Here is a 23,662-nt window from a genome sequence, read left to right as displayed (position 1 = left end):
CATGCGTACCCTGGATGCCGCTTGCATCCCTGCGTCCGGTATGTCGGACAGGCATTCCAGACAGCGCTGCAACCGCGCTGCAAGAATACGTAGAACGCAGACGTGTTTTAAAATACAACCGATTCGACACACGCAAACGAGGTGATGGCAATGGCGAAGCGAAAGAGTCTGGCCGATTCGGCCTGTCCGGTGGCGCGCTCACTCGATATCGTCGGCGACCGCTGGTCGATGCTGATCGTGCGCGATGCGTTCGACGGCATTCGTCGCTTCGGCGAATTCGAAGCGAGTCTCGGCATCGCGCGCAACGTGTTGACTGACCGGCTGCGCCGGCTCGTCGAAGAAAACGTGTTCGAACTCGTGCCCGCTTCCGACGGCTCCGCTTATCAGGAATACCAGCTGACCTCGCAGGGCGAAGGGCTGTTCCCGGTGATCGTGATGCTGCGTCAATGGGGCGAAGCGAACCTCTTCAAGCAAGGCGAAAAGCACTCGGTGCTGATCGACCGCGTGAGCGGCCGCGCGTTGCGCAAGATCCCCGTCGCGCGCGAGGATGGCTCACAGGTGAGGCCTGCGCAAACATACGTGCGCAAGATTCGCGAAGCGGCTTGAGGCTTAACGGGCGCCGCGATCGCGCAGCACCCGTCAAGCCGGGTAGATCAAGTCAGGGTTGCATGCAATCTCGCATGCAACCCCACCCATCACGAAGCCGGATCACTCGTACTGTCTTGACCCGTCTCCAGCCGCCCTGCAAAGCGCCGCACGAATCCATTGTCGGCCGCGACCGTGAAGTCGTACCACCCGCCGACGGTCCCCAGATTCCACGACGGCTCGACCTGCATCTGCGGCGGCACCGCATAACTCCACGGACCGTCGACACGATACGCATTCGCCGTCACGACGAAGTTCGCATTCGCCTTGCCGGTGTTCATCAGCGTCACGAACGTCGCGTCGTTGACGACGTCGTAGCACACGCGAATCTCCGGCGCCGGACCCGTCGCGAGCGACGTCATGTTGCCCTGGAACGCGCGATGGAATCCGTTCGGTCCGAGCACCCACAGATCGTACGCACCGGCGTTATCGGTGACCGCCGCCCATGAGTCAGACAGTTCTTTGCCCGCTTCGACGGTGTAGCGACGCGGCGTGCGATCCAGATGCAGCCGGTCGTACACATGAAACACCGCGCCGACGCTACCCGTGTTGCTGAACACGAGCCACACGTTGCCGCTCGCGACGTCCGCGTTCGCGCTGACGTGCAGCTCGTACGGCAACGCACGCGACTTTCTTGCCATCGGCGGCTGAACCGGCATCTGCTGCGTGCTGACCGACGGCACCGGTGCCGCGCCAAGTGCGCTTTGCTGATCCGACTGCGTGTCGGCTGCGGCTTTGGCCGGCGCGGGAATCGATGGCACGGCGCTGCTGTTCGGATTCTTGAAGTCGAATGCCGACGTAAGGTCACCGAACACGGTGCGCCGCCAGTCGCTGATATTGCTTTCCTTCACGCCGAAACGCTGCTCGAGAAAACGCAGCACCGACGTGTGATCGGACGTCTGCGAATTGACCCAACCGCCACGGCTCCACGGCGACACGACATACATCGGCACGCGCGGGCCGGGACCATACGTGAGACCGTCGGGCTGCTCGTTGCCGCCGTTGCCCGGCGGCGTCGGAAAGTCGAAGTATTCGAAGCGCGTGTCGACCGTCGATTTACCTGCATACGTTCCGTCGGCGTTGCGCGTCGGCGCGTCGGGCGGCGGCACGTGGTCGAAGAAGCAGTCGTTCTCGTCGAAGTTGATGAAGAGCACGGTCTTGCTCCACACGTCCGGATTCGCGGTCAGCGCATCGAGTAGCTGCTGGATGTACCATGCGCCTTGTCCCGGCGTCGACGTGCTCGGATGCTCGCAATAACTCGCGGGCGCGACGATCCAGCTGACCTGCGGCAACGTACCGGCGGCGATGTCGTCGCTCAGTGCCTGCAGGAAGCCGCCGTCGGGCATCGTGTTGCCGATGCCCTTGTAGAGCGGCTGGGTGGCGTCGATCTGTGCCGTGTACGGCGTGTTCGGCGCACCCGTTACCGCTTCGACGACTTTCCGGTAGGCCTTGAAACCGGCGAGCGGATTGTCGGTGAAGTTGTCGGGCTGGTTCTCGTAGACCTTCCACGACACGCCCGCTGCCTGCAGACGCTCGGGATAGCTGGTCCACGTGAAGCCCGTCGTCGATGCAGCGATGCTGTCCCAGCCGTCGTTGTTGACCACCGACAACCCCGAACCGGTCGGCCCGTTCGACCCGCTCCACAGGAACAGTCGATTCGAGTTCGTGCCGCCGTGCAGCGAACAGTGATACGCATCGCAGATCGTGAACGCGTTCGCCAGCGCGAACTGGAACGACAGGTCGCTCTGCCGCAGATAACCCATCGATACATCGCCCTTGAACTGCGGCCAGTTCGTCATGGCGCCATTGTTCCAGGCTTGATGCGCGTCGGTCCACGAATGCGCGCCGCCGGCACGCAGCGCGTTGCCTTGCGTGCTGTCGAGATGGAACGGCAATACCGTGCGCTTGCTGTCGCTTTGCTGCCAGACGGGGACGCCGCCGGGCTGCGGAATCGTCATCCGGTCAGCGTAACCGCGGACGCCGGGCAGCGTGCCGAAGTAATGATCGAACGAGCGGTTTTCCTGCATCAGGATCACGACGTGCTGCACGTCGTTGATCGTGCCGGTTGTGTTGTTCGCGGGAATCGCGAGCGCGCGGCGGATCGCCGGCGGGAACGTTGAGATCGCAGCGCCGGCTGCGGCGGCGCGTAGAAAATTGCGACGAGTGAGTGAGGTCATGTCGGAAGTCGGTTCGCTCGAAGGGGTCACGGTGCGCAATGCAGCTGCATTGCACTCGTCGGCTGGCTCGCGGCCGCGCCGGATGCGGCGCAGGGTCCGGACGCGGGACCGGCGCCGGCAGCGATCGGCTGCGGAGCGCTTGCGCCGCCCGCACCGGCTGCCGCATTGCTTCCCGGTGTCGGGTTGGAGGAGCTGTCGCTGCCGCATGCGGCGAGCGCGGCGCACAGCGTCAGCGCGACGGCAGCCGCGACGAGCTTCGGGAATCCGTTGAGAGAGATCGGTTGCATGGCGGCTCCGTCAGTGAATGAGAGTGGACAGCGGTTTGCCGGAGCCGAAGATCGACTGCAGTTCCGTTTCGGTCAGGACGCGGGTCCACATCGCGAGATCGGCGAACGACTGCACGTCCGGCGGCGATGCGCCGCACTGGCCGACCGTGTACGGCGGCGAGTCGCTGCACGAATTCATGAAGTAGCGGCCGGTGCCGTCTTCGTTGAGGCCGAACACGCCGAGGCCGGGCAACTTCGTCACGTCGATCGTCATCGCGACGCCGAGGCTCTTCTGTTCGCCGAGGACCGGATCGAAGATGTACGTGTTCATCGTCTTCGCGACGGTATCGACGGTCAGCGCGAGGTACACCCAGCGATTCGCGGTGACGTTCAGGTTGGTCACGTCGTTGCGCACCGAGCCGTCGCCGATGTTGAAGCGCACGTTGCACGTGCCGCCCGAGCCGGGGAACAGGCCGAATGCGAGGCCCGCGTTCTTGCCGGTGAAGTAGTTCTTGTTCGACAGGATCGGCGTGCCGTTGCTGGTCGCGTTCGTGCACGACGTCATGAACCATGTGCCGAGCGTGAACTGCGGCTGCTTCGTCACGTCGTTCGTCTGCGTGAGCTTGTAGCCGTCGAAGCCGTTGGTGTCGACGATGTTCGTGTCGACCTGCAGCCCCTTGCCGCCGAACGGATCGGCCACGGTGGTCAGCGAACCGCCGTCGGCATCCGCAGCCCAGGGTGCCATCGTGCTCGCGCTCATCCGGTCGACCGGCGGCAGCGTGCCGAACGGGTAGTACGACGAGAGGCCATTCGTGAGCGTGGTTGCGAGCGTCGGCGGAGGAGGCGGCGGCGGGGGCGGGGCAACATAGTTCGCCTGTGCGATGGTCGACGCAGGCGTGCCGCCCGCGACGACCGTGTAGTTGAACTGATACGCGCCGCTCACGGTCACGCCGAGATTGCTGTCGGTGTACGTCGCGGTGCCGGCGGGCAGCGTCGCGATCGTCGCGCCGTCGCGCAGCACCGTGATCGCGCCGCTCGCCGGCGCGTTCCACGTCAGCACGACGCTCAGATGATCCGCACCGGTGACGCCGTTCAGTTGCGAGACCGGCGTTGCGCCGACGAGCGGACCGCCGTCCATCACGTAGCTCGCGGGCGTCGGCAGCGCGCCTTGATTGGCGAGCACGGTCGGCGCGATATCGGCGATGCTGGCGCGCGGATAAAGCGCGGCGAGTGTCGTCGGTGCGCTCGAATCGCTCGCGAGCGCGTTCGCGGTTTGACTGAGCGCGACGAAGCTCGTCGCTTCGTTCAGCAGCGGTAGACCGTCTGCACCGCCGGCTGCATTCAGACCGTGGCTCGCTGTGACCACCACGAGCCAGTTCTCACCGCTGCGCTTCGCGGTTTCCGCGCGCAGCGTGCCGAGCGCCGCGTCGAGTTGCGCGAGCGTGTTCGAGTAGTCGGTGGAAAAGCCTGTGTTTAGCGCGGCATCCTGCGCCGAGTGATATTGCGCGAACACCAGCGAGTAGCCGCCGTCGATCCACGTGAGCGCGTTCTGCGTCACACAGCTGTCGACGTTCGCGCAGTTCGTGACTGCATCGAGGTAACCTGCATTGCGGTCCGGTGCGAGCAGAGCAGCAAGACCGCTCGACGATGCCGCGACACCCGCCTTGCCGCCGTTCGCCGCACGCAGCGTTTTGAATAACGTGTCGGCGTGCAATGCCTGACCCGGCGCATCCGAGTTCACCTGATGGCGATTCGCCCACGTACCGGTGACGAGGCTTGCCCAGCCCGGCGTGTCGAGATTCGGCTGCTGGCCAAGGGTATTCACGATGCCGCCGCTGTACGCGGGCGCGACCGTGAGTTTCGCGAGATTCGGCAGCGTGCCGCTGGCGATCCCCTTGGTCAGCGCGCTATACGTGAGGCCGTCGAGTTCGACGACGAGGGTCTTGCTGACCGGTGTCGACGTGACGGGCGGCGTTGCGTTGGTGCGTGTCGCACCGCCGTTGCCGCCGCTGCTTCCGCCGCAGGCCGCGAGCGTGCCGAGCGCCGCGGCCAATGCCATACCGATCGACCAGCGGCCGATGAACGTTGCCATCTTCTTCTCCTTACTCCCCATGTTTCGACGAAACGCCTCGTAAGGCGTCGTGGAGCAGCAAGGTTAGGTTTGGCGGGTGACCTCGACGTGTCGTTTTCCGCAAATAGGCGGATGCGGCTATCAGACTTTTTATGTGCGCGCGTCGCGCGATGCGGCGAGCACCGCGATGAACGTGTCGATCAGCAGCGCGCCCGAACGCGCGCCGAGATGGTAGACGTACTCGTGCGACGCGGGCGCGTCGCCTTCGAGCGGCAAAATCCGCAGATCGGGACTCGCTGGCACTTCACCAGCCGGCATCAGACTGCAGCCCATGTCGTGACGGATCGCTTCATGGATTGCCTCGCGGCTGCCGATCTCGATTGTCGTCGCGGGGCGCACGTTGGCGGCGCGCAGCGCGGACTCGGTGAGTTCGCGCGTCATCGAGCCGGATTCGCGCAGCAGCAGCGTCTGCGTGTTGAGGTCGGCGAGCGTGGCCTTGCGTGCGCGGGTCAGCGGATGATCGCGATGCACGACCAGCACCAGCGAATCGCGCGCAAGCGTGCGGCGCACGAGGCGCGGGTCATCATCGCATTGCGACGACACCGCGATATCGATGCGGCTGTCGATCAATGCATCGAGCACGTCGCGCGAATTGCCGATCACGACGCGAATTTCCGTCGCTGGATAGCGTTGCCGGAACGCAGCGATGCCCGGCAGGATGTAGTACGGCCCGGTTGCGCCCACACGCAGATGACCCGCGAGCCGGCTCGCGTTGCGCAGCGCGAAATCGATATCACGCTCGTTTTGCAGCAGCCGTTGCACTTGCGGCATCAGTCCCGCGCCCGCTTCGGTCAGCTCGATCCGGCCGCCGCGCCGATGAAACAGCTCGACCTGGTACATCGTTTCCAGCTGACGGATGTGCGCGGTGACCGTCGGCTGACTGACTCCGAGCACCTTCGCCGCAACGGTCACGCTGCCTTGCCGGGCAGCTTCGTAGAACGAATGGAGCAGGGAGGCGAGCATGGTCGGCCAGCGGAATTGGAAGGAGCAATCATATCGGAAGGCCTGTTACAGGCTTTCGTGATTGTTAAAACGATGGCTTAAGGACCATTCGCGATTGGTTCGGGCTTGAGTTGTGTTTGTCATCGCTGACGGCGATAACGCCACTTCGTTGCGTTATCGATATAATGCAATCCAGTTGCGGTTTAACGAACCTGGGGCGCATCCATGAACGAACGGTTACCCGTCACCGTGCTGTCCGGCTTTCTCGGCGCGGGCAAGACGACCTTGCTGAACCACATCCTGAACAACCGCGAGGGGCGACGTGTCGCCGTCATCGTGAACGACATGAGCGAGGTCAATATCGACGCCGCGCTGGTGCGCGACGGCGGCGCCGAACTGTCGCGTACCGACGAAAAGCTTGTCGAGATGAGCAACGGTTGCATCTGCTGCACGTTGCGCGAGGACCTGCTGCTCGAAGTGAATCGTCTCGCGAAGGAAGGGCGCTTCGATCATCTGGTGATCGAGTCGACCGGGATTTCGGAGCCTTTGCCGGTCGCGGAAACGTTTACGTTCGCCGACGAGAAGGGGCAAAGCCTGTCCGATATCGCGCGGCTCGACACGATGGTCACCGTGGTCGATGCATTTAATTTTCTGCGCGACTATGGTTCGAGCGACAGCCTGCAGTCGCGTGGCGAATCGCTCGGCGACGAGGATCGTCGCAAGGTCGTCGACCTGTTGATCGAGCAGATAGAGTTCTGCGACGTGCTCGTGGTCAACAAGGCCGATCTCGTCAGCGATGCGGATCGCGAGCGGCTGATCGCGATCCTGCGACGGCTCAATCCGCGTGCGCGCATCGAGATCGCGGCGTTCGGCAAGCTGCCGCTCGACCGCGTGCTCGACACGAAGCTGTTCGATTTCGACGAGGCATCGAAGGCGCCCGGGTGGCTCAAAGAACTGCGCGGCGAGCACACGCCGGAAACCGACGCGTACGGGATCAAGAATTTTGTGTATCGCGCGCGGCGGCCGTTTCATCCGCTGCGGTTCTGGGCGCTGGTCGAAAGCGAATGGCCGGGTGTTGTGCGCTCGAAGGGATTTTTCTGGCTCGCGAGCCGACCGACGTTCGCGGGATCGTGGTCGCAGGCGGGCGGTGTGTGCCGGCATGGAGCGGCGGGTTTGTGGTGGGCTGCCGTGCCGAAATCGTACTGGCCGGAAGACCCCGAGGCGCTGCGGATGATCGACGCGACGTGGGACTCACAGGTCGGCGATGCGCGGCAGGAGCTGGTGCTGATCGGTATCGATATGGACGAACCGGCGCTGCGCGCGCGGCTCGATGCGTGTTTGCTGACCGATACGGAAATGGCGCAGGGTCCGCAGGCCTGGGAGAGTCTGCCGGACCCGTTTCCGCTCTGGCGTATGCGTAACGAAGAAGAGTGACGAGCAGGGCTTAGCGCGCCGGATGCACGCAGTTCTTGCACATGCCGTGCAGCGTCAACGAAGCCTTCGTGCTGTGCGCGCCGCTGCGGTTGACGCGGCGCCCCAGGCGCGCGAGCACATCGTCCAGCGCGGGGTCGCTGGGCAGCGCGGTGATCGAATGGCATTGGTCGCATTCGAAGTAGCCCGGCGCCGATGCATGCGTGAGCGTGTAGCGCGATACGCGGTCGGAGCCTTGAATCTTTGCGAGCAGATCGGCCTGGGTGAGCCGATCCAGGATGCGGTACAGCGTTACGCGATCGACCTTGCCGGCTGGCACGTCCGCAATCAGACCGTGGACCAGTTCGTCGTGCGAGCACGGTTGCCCCGATGTTTCGAGCCGGCGCAATACCGCGACCGTCAGCGCCGTGTTGCGCAGGCCGGCCGCGCGCAGGCGCTGCGGCCAGTCGGTCGACGAGGCGTGAGGTACGGCGTTCTTTTCCCGGGATGGCAGTCGTGACGGCATGATCGAAAAGCGGCTGGCGGACGGGTTAATGATAATCCATCGGTCCGCGAGTCGTGACGTCGTGTCGTAACGTGCTGCTTCTTCAGCCCACGTGCCGCAGATAAACCAGAATCACCGACAACGACACCAGCGAGCCAAACGTCGACAGCAGAATGGTCTGCGACGTCGCCATCGCTTCGCGGCGATAGTGTTCCGCAAGCATGAACGGCCCGGTGCCGGTCGGCAGCGCGGCCAGCAGCACGGCGATGCCGACGAGTACCGGCGGCAGGTCGAACACCTTCGCGGCGAACCACCACGTCAGCGCGGGCTGCAGGATCAGCTTCGCGACGGTCAGCATCAGCGCGGCCGGACCGGCGCCGCGCGACGGCCGCTTCTCGCCGAGAAACGCGCCGAGGCACACCAGCGCGCACGGGCTCGCGGCCGCGCCGAGCAGCTTCAGCAGTGTCTCGATGCTCGCGGGAATCGAGAGATGCGCGGCCGACACGAGCGCACCTACAGCCGGCGCGACGATCAGCGGATTGCGCAGCAGCCCGCGGAATACGCCCAGTACGATCCGGTGCGGCGCCTGATGCGTCTGCAGCCCGGCTTCGATCAGCACGATCGCGAACGCGAACAGCACGCAGACGACGAGGATCGTTGCTATCGTCGTCGGCGTCTGGCTCACGCTGCCGAACACGATCATGCACAGCGGAAAGCCGACGTAACCGGTGTTCGGATAGGACGCGGCAACTGCATCGATGCTCGCATCGGCGAGCGTGCGGCCGCCCGCGATGCGCAACCCGAGCGTGGCGACGAAGACGATCGCCGCAGCGATGCCGAACGCAGCGACGAAGGCCGGCTGGTTCAGTTCGTGCCACGTCGCATGCGCCATGATGTCGAACAGCAGCGCGGGCAGCGCAAGCCATACGACGAAGCGGTTCAGTTCGGTGGCGGCGGTCGGGCCGAAGAGATTGCGGCGTCGGCACACGAGTCCGGCGATGATGAGGCCGAAGACCGGCAACAGGGTGGCAGCGGTGGAGAACATCTATTGCTTCACAAGAGAATCGAAAACGGAGGCTGGTGCAGAAAGCAGACCGCGATTTTACCGATCGACGGGTGACTCTGCTTTTTCGCCGGCATTCGCTAACGAAGCGGAAGCACGGTTCTGCGTTGCCATCACCCCCGCAAAGCCGACGCCTTTTCGATCTCGTTCAACCCCTGAATGCTGCCGGCCTCCGGAACGAACGAGCCTTCGCGGCACATCACCTTGTCCAGCGATGCCTCGAGCCGTTCGGCCGCGTTTTCGCCGACGCCGAGATAGACGCCGTCGGTCAGCGTGATGTGCGCGCCTTCGAACGTGCCGGCTCCCGCGCAGAGAATCGCGCGGTTCGGCGCGCGTTCATGCGCGAGCACGAGCATCGCCGGAACGACGGCTTCGGGCGCGAGCAATTCCGCCGAGCGCACGTCGAGCAGTCCTTCGGTCATCCGCGTGTACGCGGTCGGCGCGAGGCAATTGACACGAATGCCGTGCTTCGCGCCTTCGATGGACAGCGTCTGCATCAGACCCACCAGCGCCATCTTCGCGGCCGCATAGTTCGACTGACCGAAGTTGCCGAACAGACCCGACGACGACGTCGTGAAGAGAATCCGCCCGTAGCGCTGCTCGAGCATCGCTGCCCAGACCGCTTTGGTGCAGTTGACCGAGCCCATCAGGTGAACGTCGAGCACGGAGCGGAAATCGTCGAGATCCATCTTCGCGAAGCTTTTGTCCCGCAGGATGCCGGCGTTATTGATCAGGATATCGACGCGTCCCCAGACGGCCATCGCGTCGGCGACCATGTGCTGGACTTCGACGAAATCCGTCACCGATGCGCGGCTCGCGATCGCTTCGCCTCCGGCTCGCTGTATTTCATCGACGACGCCGGCGGCAGCGCCGACGTCATTGACCACCACCCTGGCGCCTCTCGATGCCAGCGCCAGCGCGTATTGCCGGCCAAGGCCGCCGCCTGCTCCGGTGACGATGGCAACCCGTCCGCTGAAATCCAGAGACATCTTCTGCTCTCCTGTGCTTGATCCGAATCGTTCTTATAAAAACCGGTGATGAAAACGTGTGCGCTTCATCGTATGAGGCGCCACCATAGCACGCAGATTTGCCCATTTTTCAGGCTGAAATCAAATTGGCCAGGAATGAAAAGGAATGGCATGTTTAGCCAATTCCGCTCCGCTTTTATTTGATGGATCCTCGTCGTAGATGCTGGCCGGTGTTTCGCCGGCCGCATTGAGTACTCGCAGAACCCACACTCAAAAATGGAGCAAGGAGACGATGAGCAATCAACCGGCAGTCACGCATCTGAGTGCGCCCCCCGAACACACAACCGGACTGACAGTCCTGACGAGAAAACTGATCTGGCGAATCATGCCGATCATTCTCCTGTGCTACATCTTTTCGTATATCGATCGCGCGAACATCGGCATGGCGCAACTGCAGATGAAGCAGACGCTGCCCTTTAGCGATCTGTCGTACAGCATCGGCGCGAGTCTGTTCTTTATCGGCTACCTGCTGTTCGAAGTACCCAGCAATCTGATGCTGCAGAAAATCGGTGTGAGAAGGACGTTGCTGCGAATCCTCGTGTGCTGGGGTGCAGTGAGCGCGGCGATGATGTTCGTCCATAACGAAGCGATGTTTTACGGCCTGCGGTTTCTCGTCGGCGCGTTCGAAGCGGGCTTCTTTCCCGGCGTGATTCTTTACCTCACGTACTGGTTTCCGTCACAGCGGCGCGGGTCGATCATTTCGGTGCTGCTGATGGCGCCGTCGATCGCACTGATCGTGATGCCACCCGCTGCCGGCGCGATCATGCGCGGGTTGAACGACGTCGCGGGTCTGCACGGCTGGCAGTGGCTGTTCCTGATCAGCGGCGTGCCGGCTTCGCTGCTCGGCATCGCCGTTTTCTTTCTGCTGGTCGATCGTCCGGAACAGGCTAAATGGCTCTCCGCAGAGGAAAAGAGCACGCTTCAACGAGAGCTCGATGCAGAGCGGAAATCCGTGTCGAATGCGACGCACGGTTCGTACGGGGCGATGCTCCGCGATTCGCGAATCTACGCACTGTCTGCCGTGTACTTTCTGTTCATTGGCTGCGTGTACTCGATGATCTTCTGGATCCCGAGCCTCGTGAAAAGCTGGGGTATCCGCGATCTTTTCTGGGTGGGCATCTATGCGGCGCTGCCTAACGTGTGCGGCATCGTCGGGATGATGCTGATCGGACGCAGCTCGGATCGCCGTGGCGAGCGACGCTGGCACTTTGCCTTGTCGACGGTGCTGGCTGGCCTCGGGCTTGCCATTACGGCGGTCGTCAAAGGCTCGTTTGTTCCCTCGCTTCTCGGGCTGTGCGTGATGACGGTCGGCATGACCGCGCTCACACCGTTGTTCTTCACGATCGTCAGCGAGTATTTTCCGAAGAATACGGCCGCTGCGGGCATCGCGACGATCAGCAGTCTTGGGAATCTCGGCGCCGCGTCGATTCCGCCTGCGCTGGTGTGGATCAACGGCAAGACCGGCGGTGTCTACACGAGCCTGATGCTGCTGACGGCGACGTATGTGCTGTCGGGCATCGTGCTGCTGGTGGCGATCAAACCGACGCGGAAGAGATGAGCGACCGGTGGCCGTCGAGGCCACCGCGCGTTGATCGGTGATGTTGATACATACGGATGCGGGCGAAACACGGCCCGCATCCGTTTTTTATTGCACCACCGTGGGAGTGAACATCGACTGGAAGGGAGCCCAGTGCCGCAATCGCGGCAGGGGCTCCCCCGGATGAGACTAGCTTCCGTACTGGCCGAAGAACGTACTGGCCGCGAGCATGCAGGCACTCAACACCAAAGAGCCGTGATAGGCCCCGGCGACAGCGATGGGTCCGCCGACGACAGCGGTGACTGCTTCACTACTCGCGAAATTCAGCCGTGCCGCATCGAAGCCGTCGCCGGCCAGTGGGGAATCGACATCCAATGCCTTGACCAGCGACCCAAGTCCGGCCCATTCCTGCTTCATCACACCGGTATTGACGCTGTAGAAAACAGTCGGATCCTGATGACCGCCGCACAACAGCACCGGCGAGGTCGGCGTCCAGCCACGCAGATCGTTCTTCTTGAACGCGATCCGCAGGGGATTCTGCGGAGCAGCCGACGGCATGTTCGTCGTGACCTTGGGCACCACACCGTCGGGATTCGCGAACGCATCGAGCAGATAACTGAGCCGCGCGCTGTTGCGAATCAGATTGCCCGGACCGAAGCCCAGCGCGAACACCAGGTCGGTGGCACCGAATCCAGTTGGCGGCGTGAGGGCGTTCAACGTCGGTTGCAGTACGGCCGGACCGGCGGGCGGCGTGCTGCTGAACAGCGCGCTCTGAGGTAGCTTGCCGTTCGATATGATGGTCGAGAAAGTGTACGGGCCCGGCACCAGCGTTTCGATGCCGTTTGCGTAGGCGCTTTCGTACACGTCGGCCGGTGACGAATAGAGGTTCCCATAGGCCTTCTGGTAGCTCGTGTAGATCATCGGGAAAAACGCGGTGCTGCCGAGATCTACCTGACCGGAAAATATCGCGTCGCCGAACGAAGCCAGCGCATACGGTCCCGACATGAACGCCGACGCAGTGACGGGTATGTTCGCCGCCTGCATGGCCCGTGCAGTCGCCATCGCGACGTAGCCGCCCTCCGAATAGCCGGTCAGGAACAGCTTGTCGCTTGCGGTGACCGTGTTGCTGACGGAAGGCAATGCACTCTTTGCGGCCTGCAGCGCGTCGATCATGTCCGTCGATGCTTGCGCCGCGTTCAGGTACGGGTGATAGCCGAGCGTCGAGCTGTCGTAGCCCGCATAGTTCGGTGCGACCACGATGTAGCCGTGTGCCGCGTACAGCGCGGCGATGTAGAGCGATTCGGTGAAGGCCTGATTGGTCGGATCGTTTAACGCGGCGAGGTTGAAGCTCTTCGTCAGCGTGGTGCCGTGCGCATATTCGACGATCGGACGCGCGCCGCTGCATGCCGGACTGCTGCCCGTCGGCACCATCAGGACGCCGGATGCGGTCGTGGGTTCGCCGGCACCGCCGACCGTGTCGTACTGCACATAGCGAACGTCGATACCGCAGGTGAACACGCTCCCCGCTATGCTCAGCACGCTCTGGCCGGGCGTACTGGCTTTTAGCGTCGCGGTGAGCGCTGCGGGCGTCAATGACGTGGTGTTCGATGACGGGCTATTGAGCGGCGGGCTCGCGGCATTCGACGTCGCTTGCGCTGCTGGGCCTTGAATGTCGCCGCCGCAGGCCGACGCGATCAGCGCGACGCCCACGGAAGCAGATAAAGTTCGGTACGTCCTGATTGGCATGAGTTGTCTCCGGTTTGTTATGAGGCAATCTTCCAGGTCGCCGGCGGTCGACGTCGCCAGCATTCTGAAACAGGCAGAACATCAAAACGTGTGGCGAATGCCGACGTCCGCGCCGAACGTGGAACCTTGAACGCCATGCAGCGCGTCGTTGGTGGACAGGCCGGTGTTCATCCGGCCGTGGTTGTCGGCGTAGCCGAACTGGCCGTAGAGCAACGTCGCTTTGGACAGGCTGTATCGAAGGCCCGTGGCAGCCATGATCGAGTGATTGTTCGAGTCGTTGCCGTCGCGCGTGTACCAGACACCTGCGTCGACGTTTACCGCGGGGGTCACGTTGTAACTCAGGCCGCCGCCGTACACGCGGTTGTCGAATGAACCGGCGATCTTGTAGTTGACGTACACGGCCTTTACCGTCAACGCGTCCCAGCGGTAGCGCGCGCCGAGCGTGCGGCCCGTATAGGCGACTGTGCTCGGAACCGGCGTCGTAGCCGCTGTGCCGCCCGCATTGCCGTCGTACAGCGCCGCATCGACCAGCAACTGCCCGAGCGTGTAGGTCACGCGTGCCGAGTACTGCCGGCCGGCCTGGAAGTCGCCTGCGATCCCCCCAAATGCCATCATCGCGCTACCCTGCAAGCCCGCGATCTTCGGGCTCGTATACGAAACGGAGTTCGAGTTGTAGACGCCCGTCACGTAGACGCTACCGATCGCAATCGGCACACCGCTGCCGAAGAACGAGATGTTGCGCGGATCGGTCTCGATGATCGACAGCGCGAACGGCGAATTTTGCAGACCGGCCTTGAACGTACCGAAGTCGCCGGTCAGTCCGACCCACGCCTGGCGGCCAAAGAAGTTGCCATTCGAATCCGCGAATTTTCCGCTCGCCATGTCGATGCCGCTTTCCAGCTGAAAGATCGCCTTCGTTCCACCGCCGAGGTCTTCCGCGCCTTTCAACCCAAATAGCGAAGCGCTCATGCCGCCGGTCAGCATCGAGAACTGATGGCCGCTGTTTTGTCCGGTGGTCGAATTGAGTGTCTTGCTGGTGTAGAGAATCCCTGCGTCGACGATGCCGTACAGCGTGACGTTGCTTTGTGCATGCGCGGTGATGCCGGCGCTTCCCAGCAACGTGCCCAGCAGTGTGCCCAGAAGCGCGGGACGGAAAATTTTTCGATGTGGCGATGCCATGAGTTGTCTCCTCGTTTAGATTTTTAGCGGGTTGAAACGTGTTGCGTTGAAACCGGGGCGACTACGGCTTTGCGACGCTTGAGCGGGTCGCGGCAAGCCTTCTCCCTGAGGGCATCGGCATCGATGTCCTCAAGGAGCTAAAGCGGTGGACGAATTACGTGAGCTACGCTGCGGCGCGGTACCTCGCGCGCAGAAGCTTCTTGTCGATCTTGCCGACGCTCGTTCGCTCGATGGCGTCGACGAAAATCACCCGTTCGGGTATGGCGTACTTCGAGATCACACCGTGAGTCGCGTATTCGCTCAGGTGGGTGCGTATCGATTGCAGATCGGTGGTCTCGCCGGGTTTAAGCACGACGAGTGGCAACGGACGCTCGCCCCATCGTGTGTCGGCTACACCGATCACGGCGACTTCGCGCACGGCGGGGTGTCGCGAGATCAGGTCTTCGAGTTCGAGTGACGAGACCCATTCGCCGCCCGTCTTGATCACGTCCTTGATGCGGTCCGTGATCTGCAGGTAGCCGTCGCGATCGATCGTGCCGATATCGTTCGTGTGCAGATAGCCGCCGGCCCACAGCGCGTCCGATGCCGCTGCATCGCCGATATAGCCTTGCGTCAGCCACGGTGCCCGCACGATCACTTCACCACTGCTCTTGCCGTCGTGTTCGACGTCGTGCATCTCTGCATCGACGATGCGCAGTTCGACGAGCGGAATCGGCAAGCCGGCGCGTGTGCGAAGGTCGAGGTCGTGGTCCGGGTCTGCGTCTGCGTCTGAAGTCGCACCGGTCTGCGAAATCGCGAGCACAGGGCACGTCTCCGACATCCCGTAGCCGGCGAACACGTCGATTCCCCTCGCGACTGCGGCAAGTGCGAGACCACGGGGCAACGCCGAACCGCCGATGACGATTTTCCAGCCGCGCAGATCGGTCGCTTCGCTCGCTGGGCACGACAGGATCATGTTCAGCAGCGTGGGTACGCCATGCGAAAACGTCACCTTCTCGCGCACGAACAGATCGATCAGCGATTCTGCCGAATAGCGCCCCGGATAAACCTGTTTGAGACCGAGCAGCGTCGCGACATACGGCATCCCCCATGCATGCACATGGAACATCGGAGTCATCGGCATGTAGACATCGTCGCGATGAATACGGCCTTGCTGCGCGGCGCTGCTGAGCGCGCCCATCGTCGCGAGCGTGTGCAGCACGATCTGTCGATGCGTGAAGTACACGCCCTTCGGCAGTCCGGTGGTCCCGGTGGTATAGAAAATCGTCGCGACCGTGTTCTCGTCGAAATCCTCGAATACGAAATCGGGCGATGCACCGGCCAGCAGATGCTCGTATTCGCCGCTAAAGCCTTCGGGCAGCGTCATCGCGCCGCTGTCGTCGATCAGCACTACGCGAACGAGCTTGTCCAGCCGCTCGCGCAACTGTTCGAAGAGCGGCAGAAAATCCGCGTTGACGAGCACGACGCTCGCGCCCGCGTGATCCAGCGTATAGGCGATCTGCTCGGGACTCAGGCGCACGTTCACCGTCATCAACGCCGCGCCCATCATCGGTATGGCGAAGTAACTCTCGAGGTACCGGTGGCTGTCCCAGTCCATCACCGCGACGACGTCGCCTGCCTGCACACCGATCGACCCGAGCGCGCTGGCGAGTTGTCCGATGCGTCCGCGCAGCGACGCGTAATTCAGGCGGACCTGATCGCGATAGACGATCTCCTGCTGCGGGCGAACCGCGAGCGGCGTGTGCAACAGCTGCTTGATCAGCAGCGGATAGGAATGCGCAGAAGAGGACGGGTGTAACCGCTCTCCCGGATTGGCTTTTGGCATATTTTCCAAAGTTAAAGGGAGCTGCCGCGACGCATGCGTCGAGCGGATTCGCAACGGACGGTTCATTCGGCAAGCCGGCACGCATGCATTGGCTCGGATCATCATCCACATCGAAAATCGCGTCATTAGCATCGTTGGCCATTTTCTTTTCTAAACTTGCCAATCGCGGCGCGTGTCGAACGAGCCTGTCCCGCATCTTTTTGTGGCGGGGCGCCGTCGATCCGGCGATACCTCTGGATTTCCCCTCTCGGACCGCCAGGCTTTCCGTGCGAAGATTCCTGCAAAGCAGAACGGCCCAATCGGCAAAATCGGCAAAATCGGCCGGCCGCCCCATCAGGACCATTCAAGCTAAACCGTGATTGCAAAGGCACCATGCGCATTCCGCATCCTTCGCTCTGCCTCACATTTTCGTCGCATTTTTTGCGGGCATTCTTCGTCGAAACCGACACCGATCCCGCGACGCAGCGACGTTTGATGGAGCAGGTCGGCATCCCTTCCGATACGCTGACCGCGTCGAACGGCCGCGTCACCGAAGATCAGTTTTCGGCGCTGTACCGTTCGATGGCGGCCGAAACGAACGACGAGATGCTGAACATGCTGTCGCGGCCGATGCCGGGCGGCACGATGAAATTCTCCTGCTACATCATGATTTCGGCGCCCACCGCGGGCATTGCGCTCTATCGCTATTCACGCCTTCTCGCGTTGATCAATAGCGACTTCGACGTGTCGATCCTGCGCGACGGCGACTCGGCCTCGATCGTGATCAGGAAGCTGGGCGTGCGTGCGCCGTCCTGCGTGATGGCCGAACAATTGACGCTGAAGGTCTTTCACGGCACTGCATCGTGGCTGACGGGACAGTCGATCCCGCTCACCGCAGTCGATTTCGTGTCCGCAGAGCCGTCCTACATCGAGGATCTGTACGCGCTGTTTCCGGGGCCGCTCAATTTCGATCGCCCGACAACAGCGATGCATTTCGACGCGTCGTTGCTGGACCTGAAAGTCCAGCGGACCGAGCACGAGTTGCGCACGTTTCTCGCCCGCCAGCCGCGCGACTGGATTCTTCCGCCGTCCTTCCGGCAGCCGGTGGCGCACGAGGTCCGCACGTGTCTGCTCGAAGGCGATATCGGCGCGATGAAGGCGCCGCAGATTGCCAGGGCGCTCAACATGTCGCTGCGGACGCTGTGCCGCCGGCTGGAGCTGGAACGCACCTCCGTCGGCGAGGTCAAGGATGCGTTGCGCCGCGACCTTGCGATTCATCGGCTGACGCAAACGCAGGACTCCATCACCGAGATTGCCGAGAACCTGGGTTTCGGCGATGTTCCGTCGTTCTATCGCGCGTTTCGCAGCTGGACCGGCGTCGCGCCCGGCGCCTATCGCCGCGACCCGAGCGAGCCCGTCGGGGTGGACAGGAAGTTGTAAAACCCCGGCTGGAATGCGGTTTGCGGCACCTCATGAAAACTGACAACCCTGAGCGAGGTGTCCGATGTCTTCATGGGAACGGGTCGCGGACCTGACGCAGCTTCAACCGGAACAGCCGAGACGGATCGAGATCGACGGGCAGGCTATCGTGCTCGTGCGTGATGCGAACGCGATACACGCGCTCGCCGGAAAATGTCCGCATGCAGGCGCGCCGATGGAACAGGGCGCGGTGTGCGAGGGGCGCATTCTGTGTCCGTGGCACAAGAGCGCTTTTCGGCTCGATGACGGCGCGTTGCTCGAACCGCCTGCGCTCGTTGGCCTGCGACGTTATGCGGTGCGGGTCGACGGTGCGGGCGGCGTGTTCGTCGATCCGCACGGCGAAGCGCCCGCTCATGCGTTGCCGCCGCCCGATGCGAAGGTGGAGACGGGCATGATCGTGATCGTCGGGGCGGGTGCGGCCGGTGCGTGCGCGGCGGCGTCGCTGCGTGAAGCCGGCTTCGACGGCGAGATCGTGCTGCTCGGCGACGAACCGGGTGCGCCGTACGATCGCACGACGTTGAGCAAATTCGTGCCGTCCGGCGATATGGCACCCGACGACGTGCCCGCGCTGCTACCCGACGATTTTTTCGCGCAGCAGCGCATACGTTTCGAGCATGGCGAGGTCGTGCGGCTTTCGGTGCTGGCACGACAGATCACGCTCGCCGACGGCCGCACGTTTGCATTCGATGCCGCGCTGCTCGCTACCGGCGGCAAGCCGAAGACGCTGCGCGTTCCGGGCGAAACGCTGGATGGCGTCTGCATGCTGCGCAATCGCCGGCATGCCGCGACGATCGTCCAGACCCTGCAGCCCGGCAATCACGCGGTCGTGCTCGGCAACAGCTTCATCGGACTCGAAACGGCATCGGCGCTGCGCAAACGCGACGTGCGCGTAACAGTCGTCGCGCCGCATGCGTTGCCGTTTGCGAAGCAGTTCGGCGAGCGGATCGGCGCGATGTTCAAGACGCTGCATGAAGAGAACGGCGTCGCGTTTCGCGAAGGTAACGCTGTGCGTTTCGACGGCGAGCACGCGTTCGAAGCGGTCGTGCTCGACAACGGCGAGCGGATTGCCGCGCATGCCGCGATCGTCGGCGTCGGTGTGCGGCCCGCAACTGCGTTTATCGAAGGCCTGACGCTGAACGACGACGGCGGTGTACCGGTCGACGCGCGGATGCAGGCAGCGCCGCATCTATATGCGGCTGGGGACATCGCCGCTTTCCCGTTCGACGCTTTCGACGATGCGCACCGCACGGTGCGCATCGAACACTGGCGCGTCGCGCAGCAGCAGGCGCGTATCGCGGCGTTCAATCTCGCCGGACACGATCTGCGCTACACGCAGGTGCCGCTCTTCTGGACCTATCATTACGGCAAGCGTTTCGATTATCTCGGCCATCCGGACCGCTGGGACGACACGCTAATGGCCGGCAGCTTCCACGACGGCGACGGTTTTGCGGCGCTGTTCGTGCAAGACGGGCGCGTGGTTGGCGCGCTGGCGTGCAATCGCGAGCGCGAAGCGGCGTTGCTGCTCGAACGGATGGGCTCGGCGCTCGACGTCGATACGGCGAGAAAAATTCTGCGGCTTTAGCGAACGGCGTGCTGCGTCATGAATAAAAAATCGGGAACAGCGCTTGCGGACAGTCGTATCGATTTCCCCAAGGAGAGTCCCCATGGCAACCCGACGTAGCGGAACCCGCACCCCGGCCGACGACGATGCGAAGTCCGCCGATCTCGAGAAAAACCGCGCACGCCCCGACAACGAGGCACTGAGAACGAACCAGGGCGTGAAGATCGCCGACAACCAGAACACGCTGCGCGCCGGTCCGCGCGGTCCGTCGCTGCTCGAAGATTTCATCATGCGTGAAAAAATCACGCACTTCGATCATGAACGCATTCCCGAGCGGATCGTGCATGCGCGCGGTTCGGCGGCACACGGCGTGTTCGAGGTTTACGAATCGATGGCGCGTTGGACCAAAGCGGCGTTCCTGCAGGACCCGGCGCAACGCACGCCGGTGTACGTGCGCTTTTCGACGGTGCAGGGGCCGCGCGGTTCCGCCGATACCGTACGCGACGTGCGCGGCTTCGCGGTCAAGTTCTACACGCAGGAAGGCAACTACGATCTGGTCGGCAACAACATGCCGGTGTTCTTCATTCAGGACGCAATCAAGTTTCCGGACTTCGTGCATGCAGTCAAGCCCGAGGCGCCAAACGAGATGCCGACCGGCGGCTCCGCGCACGACACGTTCTACGATTTCGTGTCGCTCGTGCCAGAAAGCGCGCACACGGTGCTGTGGACGATGTCGGATCGCGCGATTCCGAAAAGCCTGCGCACGATGGAAGGATTCGGCGTGCACACGTTCCGCTTCGTCAACGCAAAAGGTGAAGGGCGTTTCGTGAAATTCCACTGGCGCCCGGTACTCGGTGCGTATTCGCTGCTGTGGGACGAAGCGCAGAAGATCGCGGGCAAGGATCCGGATTTTCATCGACGCGACTTGTGGGAAGCGATCGAGCGCGGCGATTATCCGGAGTTCGAACTGGGCGTGCAGATCGTCGACGAAGCGGATGAGCACAAGTTCGGTTTCGATCTGCTCGATCCGACCAAGCTGATTCCCGAAGAACTCGTACCGGTGAAACTGATCGGCAAGATGACGCTGAACCGCAACCCCGACAATTTCTTCGCAGAGACGGAACAGGTGGCGTTCCATCCGGGCCACGTCGTGCCCGGGATCGATTTCACGAACGACCCGCTGCTGCAGGGGCGTTTGTTCTCGTACACCGACACCCAGATCAGCCGGCTGGGTGGCCCGAATTTTCACGAGATTCCGATCAATCGGCCGGTGTGCCCGTTTCATAACAACCAGCGCGACGCGATGCACCGGCAGACCATCAACGTCGGACAGGCGTCGTACGAGCCGAACACGCTAAATAACGGCTGGCCGAAGGAAACCGATCCCGCGCCGCGCGACGGCGGCTTCGAGAGTTATCAGGAACGTATCGACGGCGTGAAGATCCGCGTGCGCAGCGATTCGTTCGCGGATCATTTCTCGCAGGCGACGATGTTCTACAACAGCATGTCCGATACCGAGAAAGGGCACATCGCTGCCGCGTATTCGTTCGAACTCGGCAAGGTCACGAAGCCGGCGATCCGCGAGCGCATGGTGAACGACATTATCGCGAACATCGACCTCGGTCTCGCGGGCGAGGTCGCGAAAGCGCTTGGTCTGCCGGTGCCCACGAAAGCGACGCAGCCGGGCAAGCCGCAGCCGCAGGCGTCGCCTGCACTGAGCCTGTTGAATCGCGTGAAGCCCGGCATCAAGACGCGCAAGATCGCGCTGCTTGCGGCACCGGGATCGGATGTCGCGGTGCTGAAGCAGGTGCGCGACGCGATCGCGAAAGAAGGCGGCGCGGCACTCGTGATCGCGCCGTCGCTCGAGGCGATCGGCGGCGTAAAGCCCGATGCGACGATCGCGGGCATGCCGTCGGTGATGTTCGATGCCGTGTTCGTGCTGCCCGGTGACGCAGGCACGCAGACGCTGTCGAAGAGCGGCGACGCCCGGCACTTCGTGCTCGAAGCATTCCGGCATCTGAAGGCGATCGGCGCGGTAGGCAGCGGCTGCGACGTGCTCGATGCGGCCCATCTGCCGACCGATGCCGACGGCGTCGCAACCGGCGACGATGCGCATCTGGCGGCCGTGCTGAAAGCGTTTATCGATGCCGCGGGCCAGCATCGCGTGTGGACGCGCGAGGCGGCGGCGCAATCGGTGCCGGCTTGAAGTAACGCCACGGGCATGACCGCGTGCGTGCCGATGAGCGCGCACGCGGCGGCCCGCACGGCGATGGTGCGACGCCCGATCGCACTGCACCAAATCTATTCGTCAGGCGACATTCAGGCGCCTGGAAGCTGTGCGTGTGCATTCGCGCGGCTTTTGTCACTTCATTCGAAGCAAGTCGCGCGCATGGACGCGAACGCCAGAGCGCACAAGGGCTAAAGCGTGCGCAACGCACATAGCTCGCGACACTCGACGCATCCGCAGCATGCGTGGCATGGCTATTGCATTGTCGGGTCCGAGGTCAACGGAGACCTTGACGTACCGGATTTCGACTGGGCCCCACAGCAGCACGTTGCGATGGCCCGAGGGGCAACGGCGTCCCGAACCGTGGTGAGCGTATCGAGCGATCGGTCGGCATCCACGGTTCGGGACGTTTTCTTTTGCGGTTTCGTTGCTCCGGTCGGATCTTGCCGTCGTCGCCATCGCCACCGCTACGCCCTGTGAGAGTGACCTATGAGCAATCTGATGAATTCGCTGAAGAGCGGAAACTGGCGCGCACTGCTCGCGTGCTTTCTGTATTTCGACACGGGCTTTACCGTGTGGGTGATGTTCGGGCCGCTGGCGCCGTTCATTCACAAGGACATCGCGATGTCGCCGGCGGAGCTCGGCTTCCTGGTCGCGGTGCCGGTACTCGGCGCAGCGATTCTGCGCGTGACGCTCGGCAATCTCTATCAGGCATACGACGGTCGACGCATTGCGTTGCTCGGCGTCGCGCTGTCCGCGATTCCATCCGTCGTGCTGCTGTTGATGCCGGGTGCGCCGTCGTACACGTTGTTGCTCGTGCTGGGTGTGTTCCTCGGCGTCGGCGGCGCGAGCTTCGCCGTTGCACTGCCGATGGCCGGCAGCAACTATCCGCCGAAAGTGCAGGGCCTGGTGCTGGGCCTCGCGGCCGCGGGCAACATCGGCGCGGTACTCGACGGCTTCATGTTCCCGAATCTCGCGGACAGTTTCGGCTGGGCACGTGCGACGGGCGCGGCGCTGCCGCTGCTCGCGCTCGCTGCGGTCGCGATATTTTTCTGGGCGAAAGATCTCGGGTCGAAATCCGGTAGCGCACCGAAGGCGTTCCGCAGTTTCTGCGTGACGCTAGTCGGCCTGATTGCATTGGTACTCGCGGTCCACGCGGGCGTGTTCGGTGCAGGCAAGACGGGCGTGTTGTTGTTGCCGGTGCTCGGCGCATTGCTCGCGATTGCGGTGCTGCCGTCGCATTACCGCGCAGTGCTCACCGAAGGGGACACGTGGGTCGTGATGCTTGTCTACAGCATCACGTTCGGTGGGTTCGTCGGGATGTCGTCATACGTGACGACGCTGCTCGTTTCTCTGTATCAGATGCCGCGTATCGAAGCGGGCTTGTTCATGTCGCTGCTCGCGTTCACCGGTGCGCTGGTGCGACCGATCGGCGGACTCGTCGCGGACCGCATCTCCGGTGTGCGCGCGCTTGTGCTGCTGCTCGCCGCGATCTCGCTGTGCGATTTCGCATTTGCTGCGTGGATGCCGCCGCTGCCGGCCGGCATCGCGCTGCTCGTCGTCACCTATCTGTGCTTCGGACTCGGCAACGGCGCGACGTTCCAACTGGTGCCGCAACGCTGGAAGGGCAAGACCGGGTTGATGTCGGGTATCGTCGGCGCGGCCGGCGGGATCGGTGGGTTCTATCTGCCGGTGATTATGGGCATCGCGAAGGAAAGCACGGGCAGCTATCAGATGGGCTTCGCGACGTTCGGTGCGCTGTCGGCGCTGGCCTTCGTACTGGTCGTGCTGCATCGGACGCGCTGGCTGCAGTGGGCGCTGCCGAAAGATAGCGGCGTGGCGGCGGAAGCGTCGTTGCCTGGTGGTGGTGCTGTGACGATGGATGGTCGGGCTTAACGCGGTTTTTCTTTCGCACATGAAAAGGCCCGCACATGTGCGGGCTTTTTTGCATCGGGACTTCGT

At 63.1% G+C, this 23,662-nt stretch carries 17 protein-coding genes; 7 read left to right on the top strand and 10 right to left on the bottom strand.

Going from position 1 to position 23,662, the window contains the following annotated elements:
- The first annotated feature begins 150 nt into the window (after window positions 1–150).
- Window positions 151–606, top strand: coding sequence for a winged helix-turn-helix transcriptional regulator (locus E1748_RS05760; protein ID WP_133646165.1), 456 nt, complete (start codon window positions 151–153; stop codon window positions 604–606).
- An 89-nt stretch (window positions 607–695) separates the two neighbouring features.
- Here E1748_RS05760 and E1748_RS05755 read toward each other — a convergent pair whose 3' ends face one another.
- The 4 genes from E1748_RS05755 to E1748_RS05740 form a co-directional block, all read right to left on the bottom strand.
- Entirely contained in the window at window positions 696–2,822 is a 2,127-nt protein-coding gene (locus tag E1748_RS05755) for a phosphocholine-specific phospholipase C (RefSeq protein ID WP_133646164.1), read from the bottom strand.
- A 26-nt stretch (window positions 2,823–2,848) separates the two neighbouring features.
- Complete coding sequence (locus tag E1748_RS05750) at window positions 2,849–3,109, bottom strand: hypothetical protein (protein ID WP_133646163.1); 261 nt, start codon at window positions 3,107–3,109, stop codon at window positions 2,849–2,851.
- A 10-nt stretch (window positions 3,110–3,119) separates the two neighbouring features.
- Window positions 3,120–5,180, bottom strand: coding sequence for an alkaline phosphatase family protein (locus tag E1748_RS05745; RefSeq protein ID WP_133646162.1), 2,061 nt, complete (start codon window positions 5,178–5,180; stop codon window positions 3,120–3,122).
- A gap of 129 nt (window positions 5,181–5,309) precedes the next feature.
- Entirely contained in the window at window positions 5,310–6,182 is an 873-nt protein-coding gene (locus E1748_RS05740; protein ID WP_133646161.1) for a LysR substrate-binding domain-containing protein, read from the bottom strand.
- A 204-nt stretch (window positions 6,183–6,386) separates the two neighbouring features.
- Here E1748_RS05740 and zigA point away from each other — a divergent pair, with 204 nt between their 5' ends.
- Window positions 6,387–7,595: a zinc metallochaperone GTPase ZigA gene (gene zigA / locus E1748_RS05735; protein WP_133646160.1), complete on the top strand. Its 1,209-nt coding sequence runs from the start codon at window positions 6,387–6,389 to the stop codon at window positions 7,593–7,595.
- Window positions 7,596–7,605: 10 nt separating this feature from the next.
- On the opposite strand, the gene E1748_RS05730 is transcribed toward zigA, so the two are convergent.
- The 3 genes from E1748_RS05730 to E1748_RS05720 form a co-directional block, all read right to left on the bottom strand.
- Window positions 7,606–8,097, bottom strand: coding sequence for a Fur family transcriptional regulator (locus E1748_RS05730; protein WP_133646159.1), 492 nt, complete (start codon window positions 8,095–8,097; stop codon window positions 7,606–7,608).
- A gap of 82 nt (window positions 8,098–8,179) precedes the next feature.
- Window positions 8,180–9,121: an AEC family transporter gene (locus E1748_RS05725; protein WP_133646158.1), complete on the bottom strand. Its 942-nt coding sequence runs from the start codon at window positions 9,119–9,121 to the stop codon at window positions 8,180–8,182.
- Window positions 9,122–9,252: 131 nt separating this feature from the next.
- Entirely contained in the window at window positions 9,253–10,128 is an 876-nt protein-coding gene (locus tag E1748_RS05720; protein ID WP_133646157.1) for an SDR family NAD(P)-dependent oxidoreductase, read from the bottom strand.
- 271 nt (window positions 10,129–10,399) lie between these two features.
- On the opposite strand from E1748_RS05720, the gene E1748_RS05715 reads away from it, so the two are divergent.
- Window positions 10,400–11,725, top strand: a complete 1,326-nt coding sequence (locus E1748_RS05715) for an MFS transporter (protein WP_205965195.1) — start codon at window positions 10,400–10,402, stop codon at window positions 11,723–11,725.
- Between the two features lie 168 nt (window positions 11,726–11,893).
- Here the strand turns inward: E1748_RS05715 and E1748_RS05710 are convergent, their stop codons facing one another.
- The 3 genes from E1748_RS05710 to E1748_RS05700 form a co-directional block, all read right to left on the bottom strand.
- Window positions 11,894–13,450, bottom strand: coding sequence for an alpha/beta hydrolase family protein (locus E1748_RS05710; RefSeq protein ID WP_133646156.1), 1,557 nt, complete (start codon window positions 13,448–13,450; stop codon window positions 11,894–11,896).
- A gap of 81 nt (window positions 13,451–13,531) precedes the next feature.
- Window positions 13,532–14,629 (bottom strand): porin, encoded by a 1,098-nt coding sequence (locus E1748_RS05705; protein WP_133646155.1) that lies wholly within the window; start codon window positions 14,627–14,629, stop codon window positions 13,532–13,534.
- Between the two features lie 163 nt (window positions 14,630–14,792).
- Entirely contained in the window at window positions 14,793–16,454 is a 1,662-nt protein-coding gene (locus tag E1748_RS05700) for a fatty acid--CoA ligase (protein WP_133646154.1), read from the bottom strand.
- A gap of 156 nt (window positions 16,455–16,610) precedes the next feature.
- Between E1748_RS05700 and E1748_RS05695 the strand changes: the two genes are divergently transcribed.
- The 4 genes from E1748_RS05695 to E1748_RS05680 all read left to right on the top strand — a co-directional run bounded on the left by E1748_RS05695 (window position 16,611) and on the right by E1748_RS05680 (window position 23,596).
- Complete coding sequence (locus E1748_RS05695; RefSeq protein ID WP_133646153.1) at window positions 16,611–17,873, top strand: AraC family transcriptional regulator; 1,263 nt, start codon at window positions 16,611–16,613, stop codon at window positions 17,871–17,873.
- A gap of 64 nt (window positions 17,874–17,937) precedes the next feature.
- On the top strand, window positions 17,938–19,494 hold the full coding sequence (locus E1748_RS05690) for an FAD-dependent oxidoreductase (protein ID WP_133646152.1): 1,557 nt from the start codon (window positions 17,938–17,940) through the stop codon (window positions 19,492–19,494).
- An 82-nt stretch (window positions 19,495–19,576) separates the two neighbouring features.
- Window positions 19,577–21,679: a catalase HPII gene (gene katE, locus E1748_RS05685; RefSeq protein WP_133646151.1), complete on the top strand. Its 2,103-nt coding sequence runs from the start codon at window positions 19,577–19,579 to the stop codon at window positions 21,677–21,679.
- Between the two features lie 510 nt (window positions 21,680–22,189).
- The gene (locus tag E1748_RS05680; RefSeq protein WP_133646150.1) at window positions 22,190–23,596 is read left to right on the top strand and encodes an MFS transporter; all 1,407 of its coding nucleotides are present in this window, start codon (window positions 22,190–22,192) and stop codon (window positions 23,594–23,596) included.
- Window positions 23,597–23,662 lie beyond the last annotated feature (66 nt).

Source organism: Paraburkholderia flava, from assembly GCF_004359985.1.
Lineage (GTDB): Bacteria > Pseudomonadota > Gammaproteobacteria > Burkholderiales > Burkholderiaceae > Paraburkholderia > Paraburkholderia flava.
This window is presented reverse-complemented; position numbering and strand designations above follow the sequence as displayed.

Bases quoted from the DNA above. Each gene is read 5' to 3' on its own strand.
- E1748_RS05750 (WP_133646163.1), bottom strand. From the start codon at position 3,109: ATGCAACCGATCTCTCTCAACGGATTCCCGAAGCTCGTCGCGGCTGCC.
- E1748_RS05710 (WP_133646156.1), bottom strand. From the start codon at position 13,450: ATGCCAATCAGGACGTACCGAACTTTATCTGCTTCCGTGGGCGTCGCG.
- E1748_RS05720 (WP_133646157.1), bottom strand. From the start codon at position 10,128: ATGTCTCTGGATTTCAGCGGACGGGTTGCCATCGTCACCGGAGCAGGC.
- E1748_RS05680 (WP_133646150.1), top strand. From the start codon at position 22,190: ATGAGCAATCTGATGAATTCGCTGAAGAGCGGAAACTGGCGCGCACTG.
- E1748_RS05730 (WP_133646159.1), bottom strand. From the start codon at position 8,097: ATGCCGTCACGACTGCCATCCCGGGAAAAGAACGCCGTACCTCACGCC.
- E1748_RS05740 (WP_133646161.1), bottom strand. From the start codon at position 6,182: ATGCTCGCCTCCCTGCTCCATTCGTTCTACGAAGCTGCCCGGCAAGGC.
- E1748_RS05725 (WP_133646158.1), bottom strand. From the start codon at position 9,121: ATGTTCTCCACCGCTGCCACCCTGTTGCCGGTCTTCGGCCTCATCATC.
- E1748_RS05755 (WP_133646164.1), bottom strand. From the start codon at position 2,822: ATGACCTCACTCACTCGTCGCAATTTTCTACGCGCCGCCGCAGCCGGC.
- E1748_RS05705 (WP_133646155.1), bottom strand. From the start codon at position 14,629: ATGGCATCGCCACATCGAAAAATTTTCCGTCCCGCGCTTCTGGGCACA.
- E1748_RS05760 (WP_133646165.1), top strand. From the start codon at position 151: ATGGCGAAGCGAAAGAGTCTGGCCGATTCGGCCTGTCCGGTGGCGCGC.
- E1748_RS05745 (WP_133646162.1), bottom strand. From the start codon at position 5,180: ATGGCAACGTTCATCGGCCGCTGGTCGATCGGTATGGCATTGGCCGCG.
- E1748_RS05700 (WP_133646154.1), bottom strand. From the start codon at position 16,454: ATGCCAAAAGCCAATCCGGGAGAGCGGTTACACCCGTCCTCTTCTGCG.
- E1748_RS05715 (WP_205965195.1), top strand. From the start codon at position 10,400: ATGAGCAATCAACCGGCAGTCACGCATCTGAGTGCGCCCCCCGAACAC.
- E1748_RS05690 (WP_133646152.1), top strand. From the start codon at position 17,938: ATGTCTTCATGGGAACGGGTCGCGGACCTGACGCAGCTTCAACCGGAA.
- zigA (WP_133646160.1), top strand. From the start codon at position 6,387: ATGAACGAACGGTTACCCGTCACCGTGCTGTCCGGCTTTCTCGGCGCG.
- katE (WP_133646151.1), top strand. From the start codon at position 19,577: ATGGCAACCCGACGTAGCGGAACCCGCACCCCGGCCGACGACGATGCG.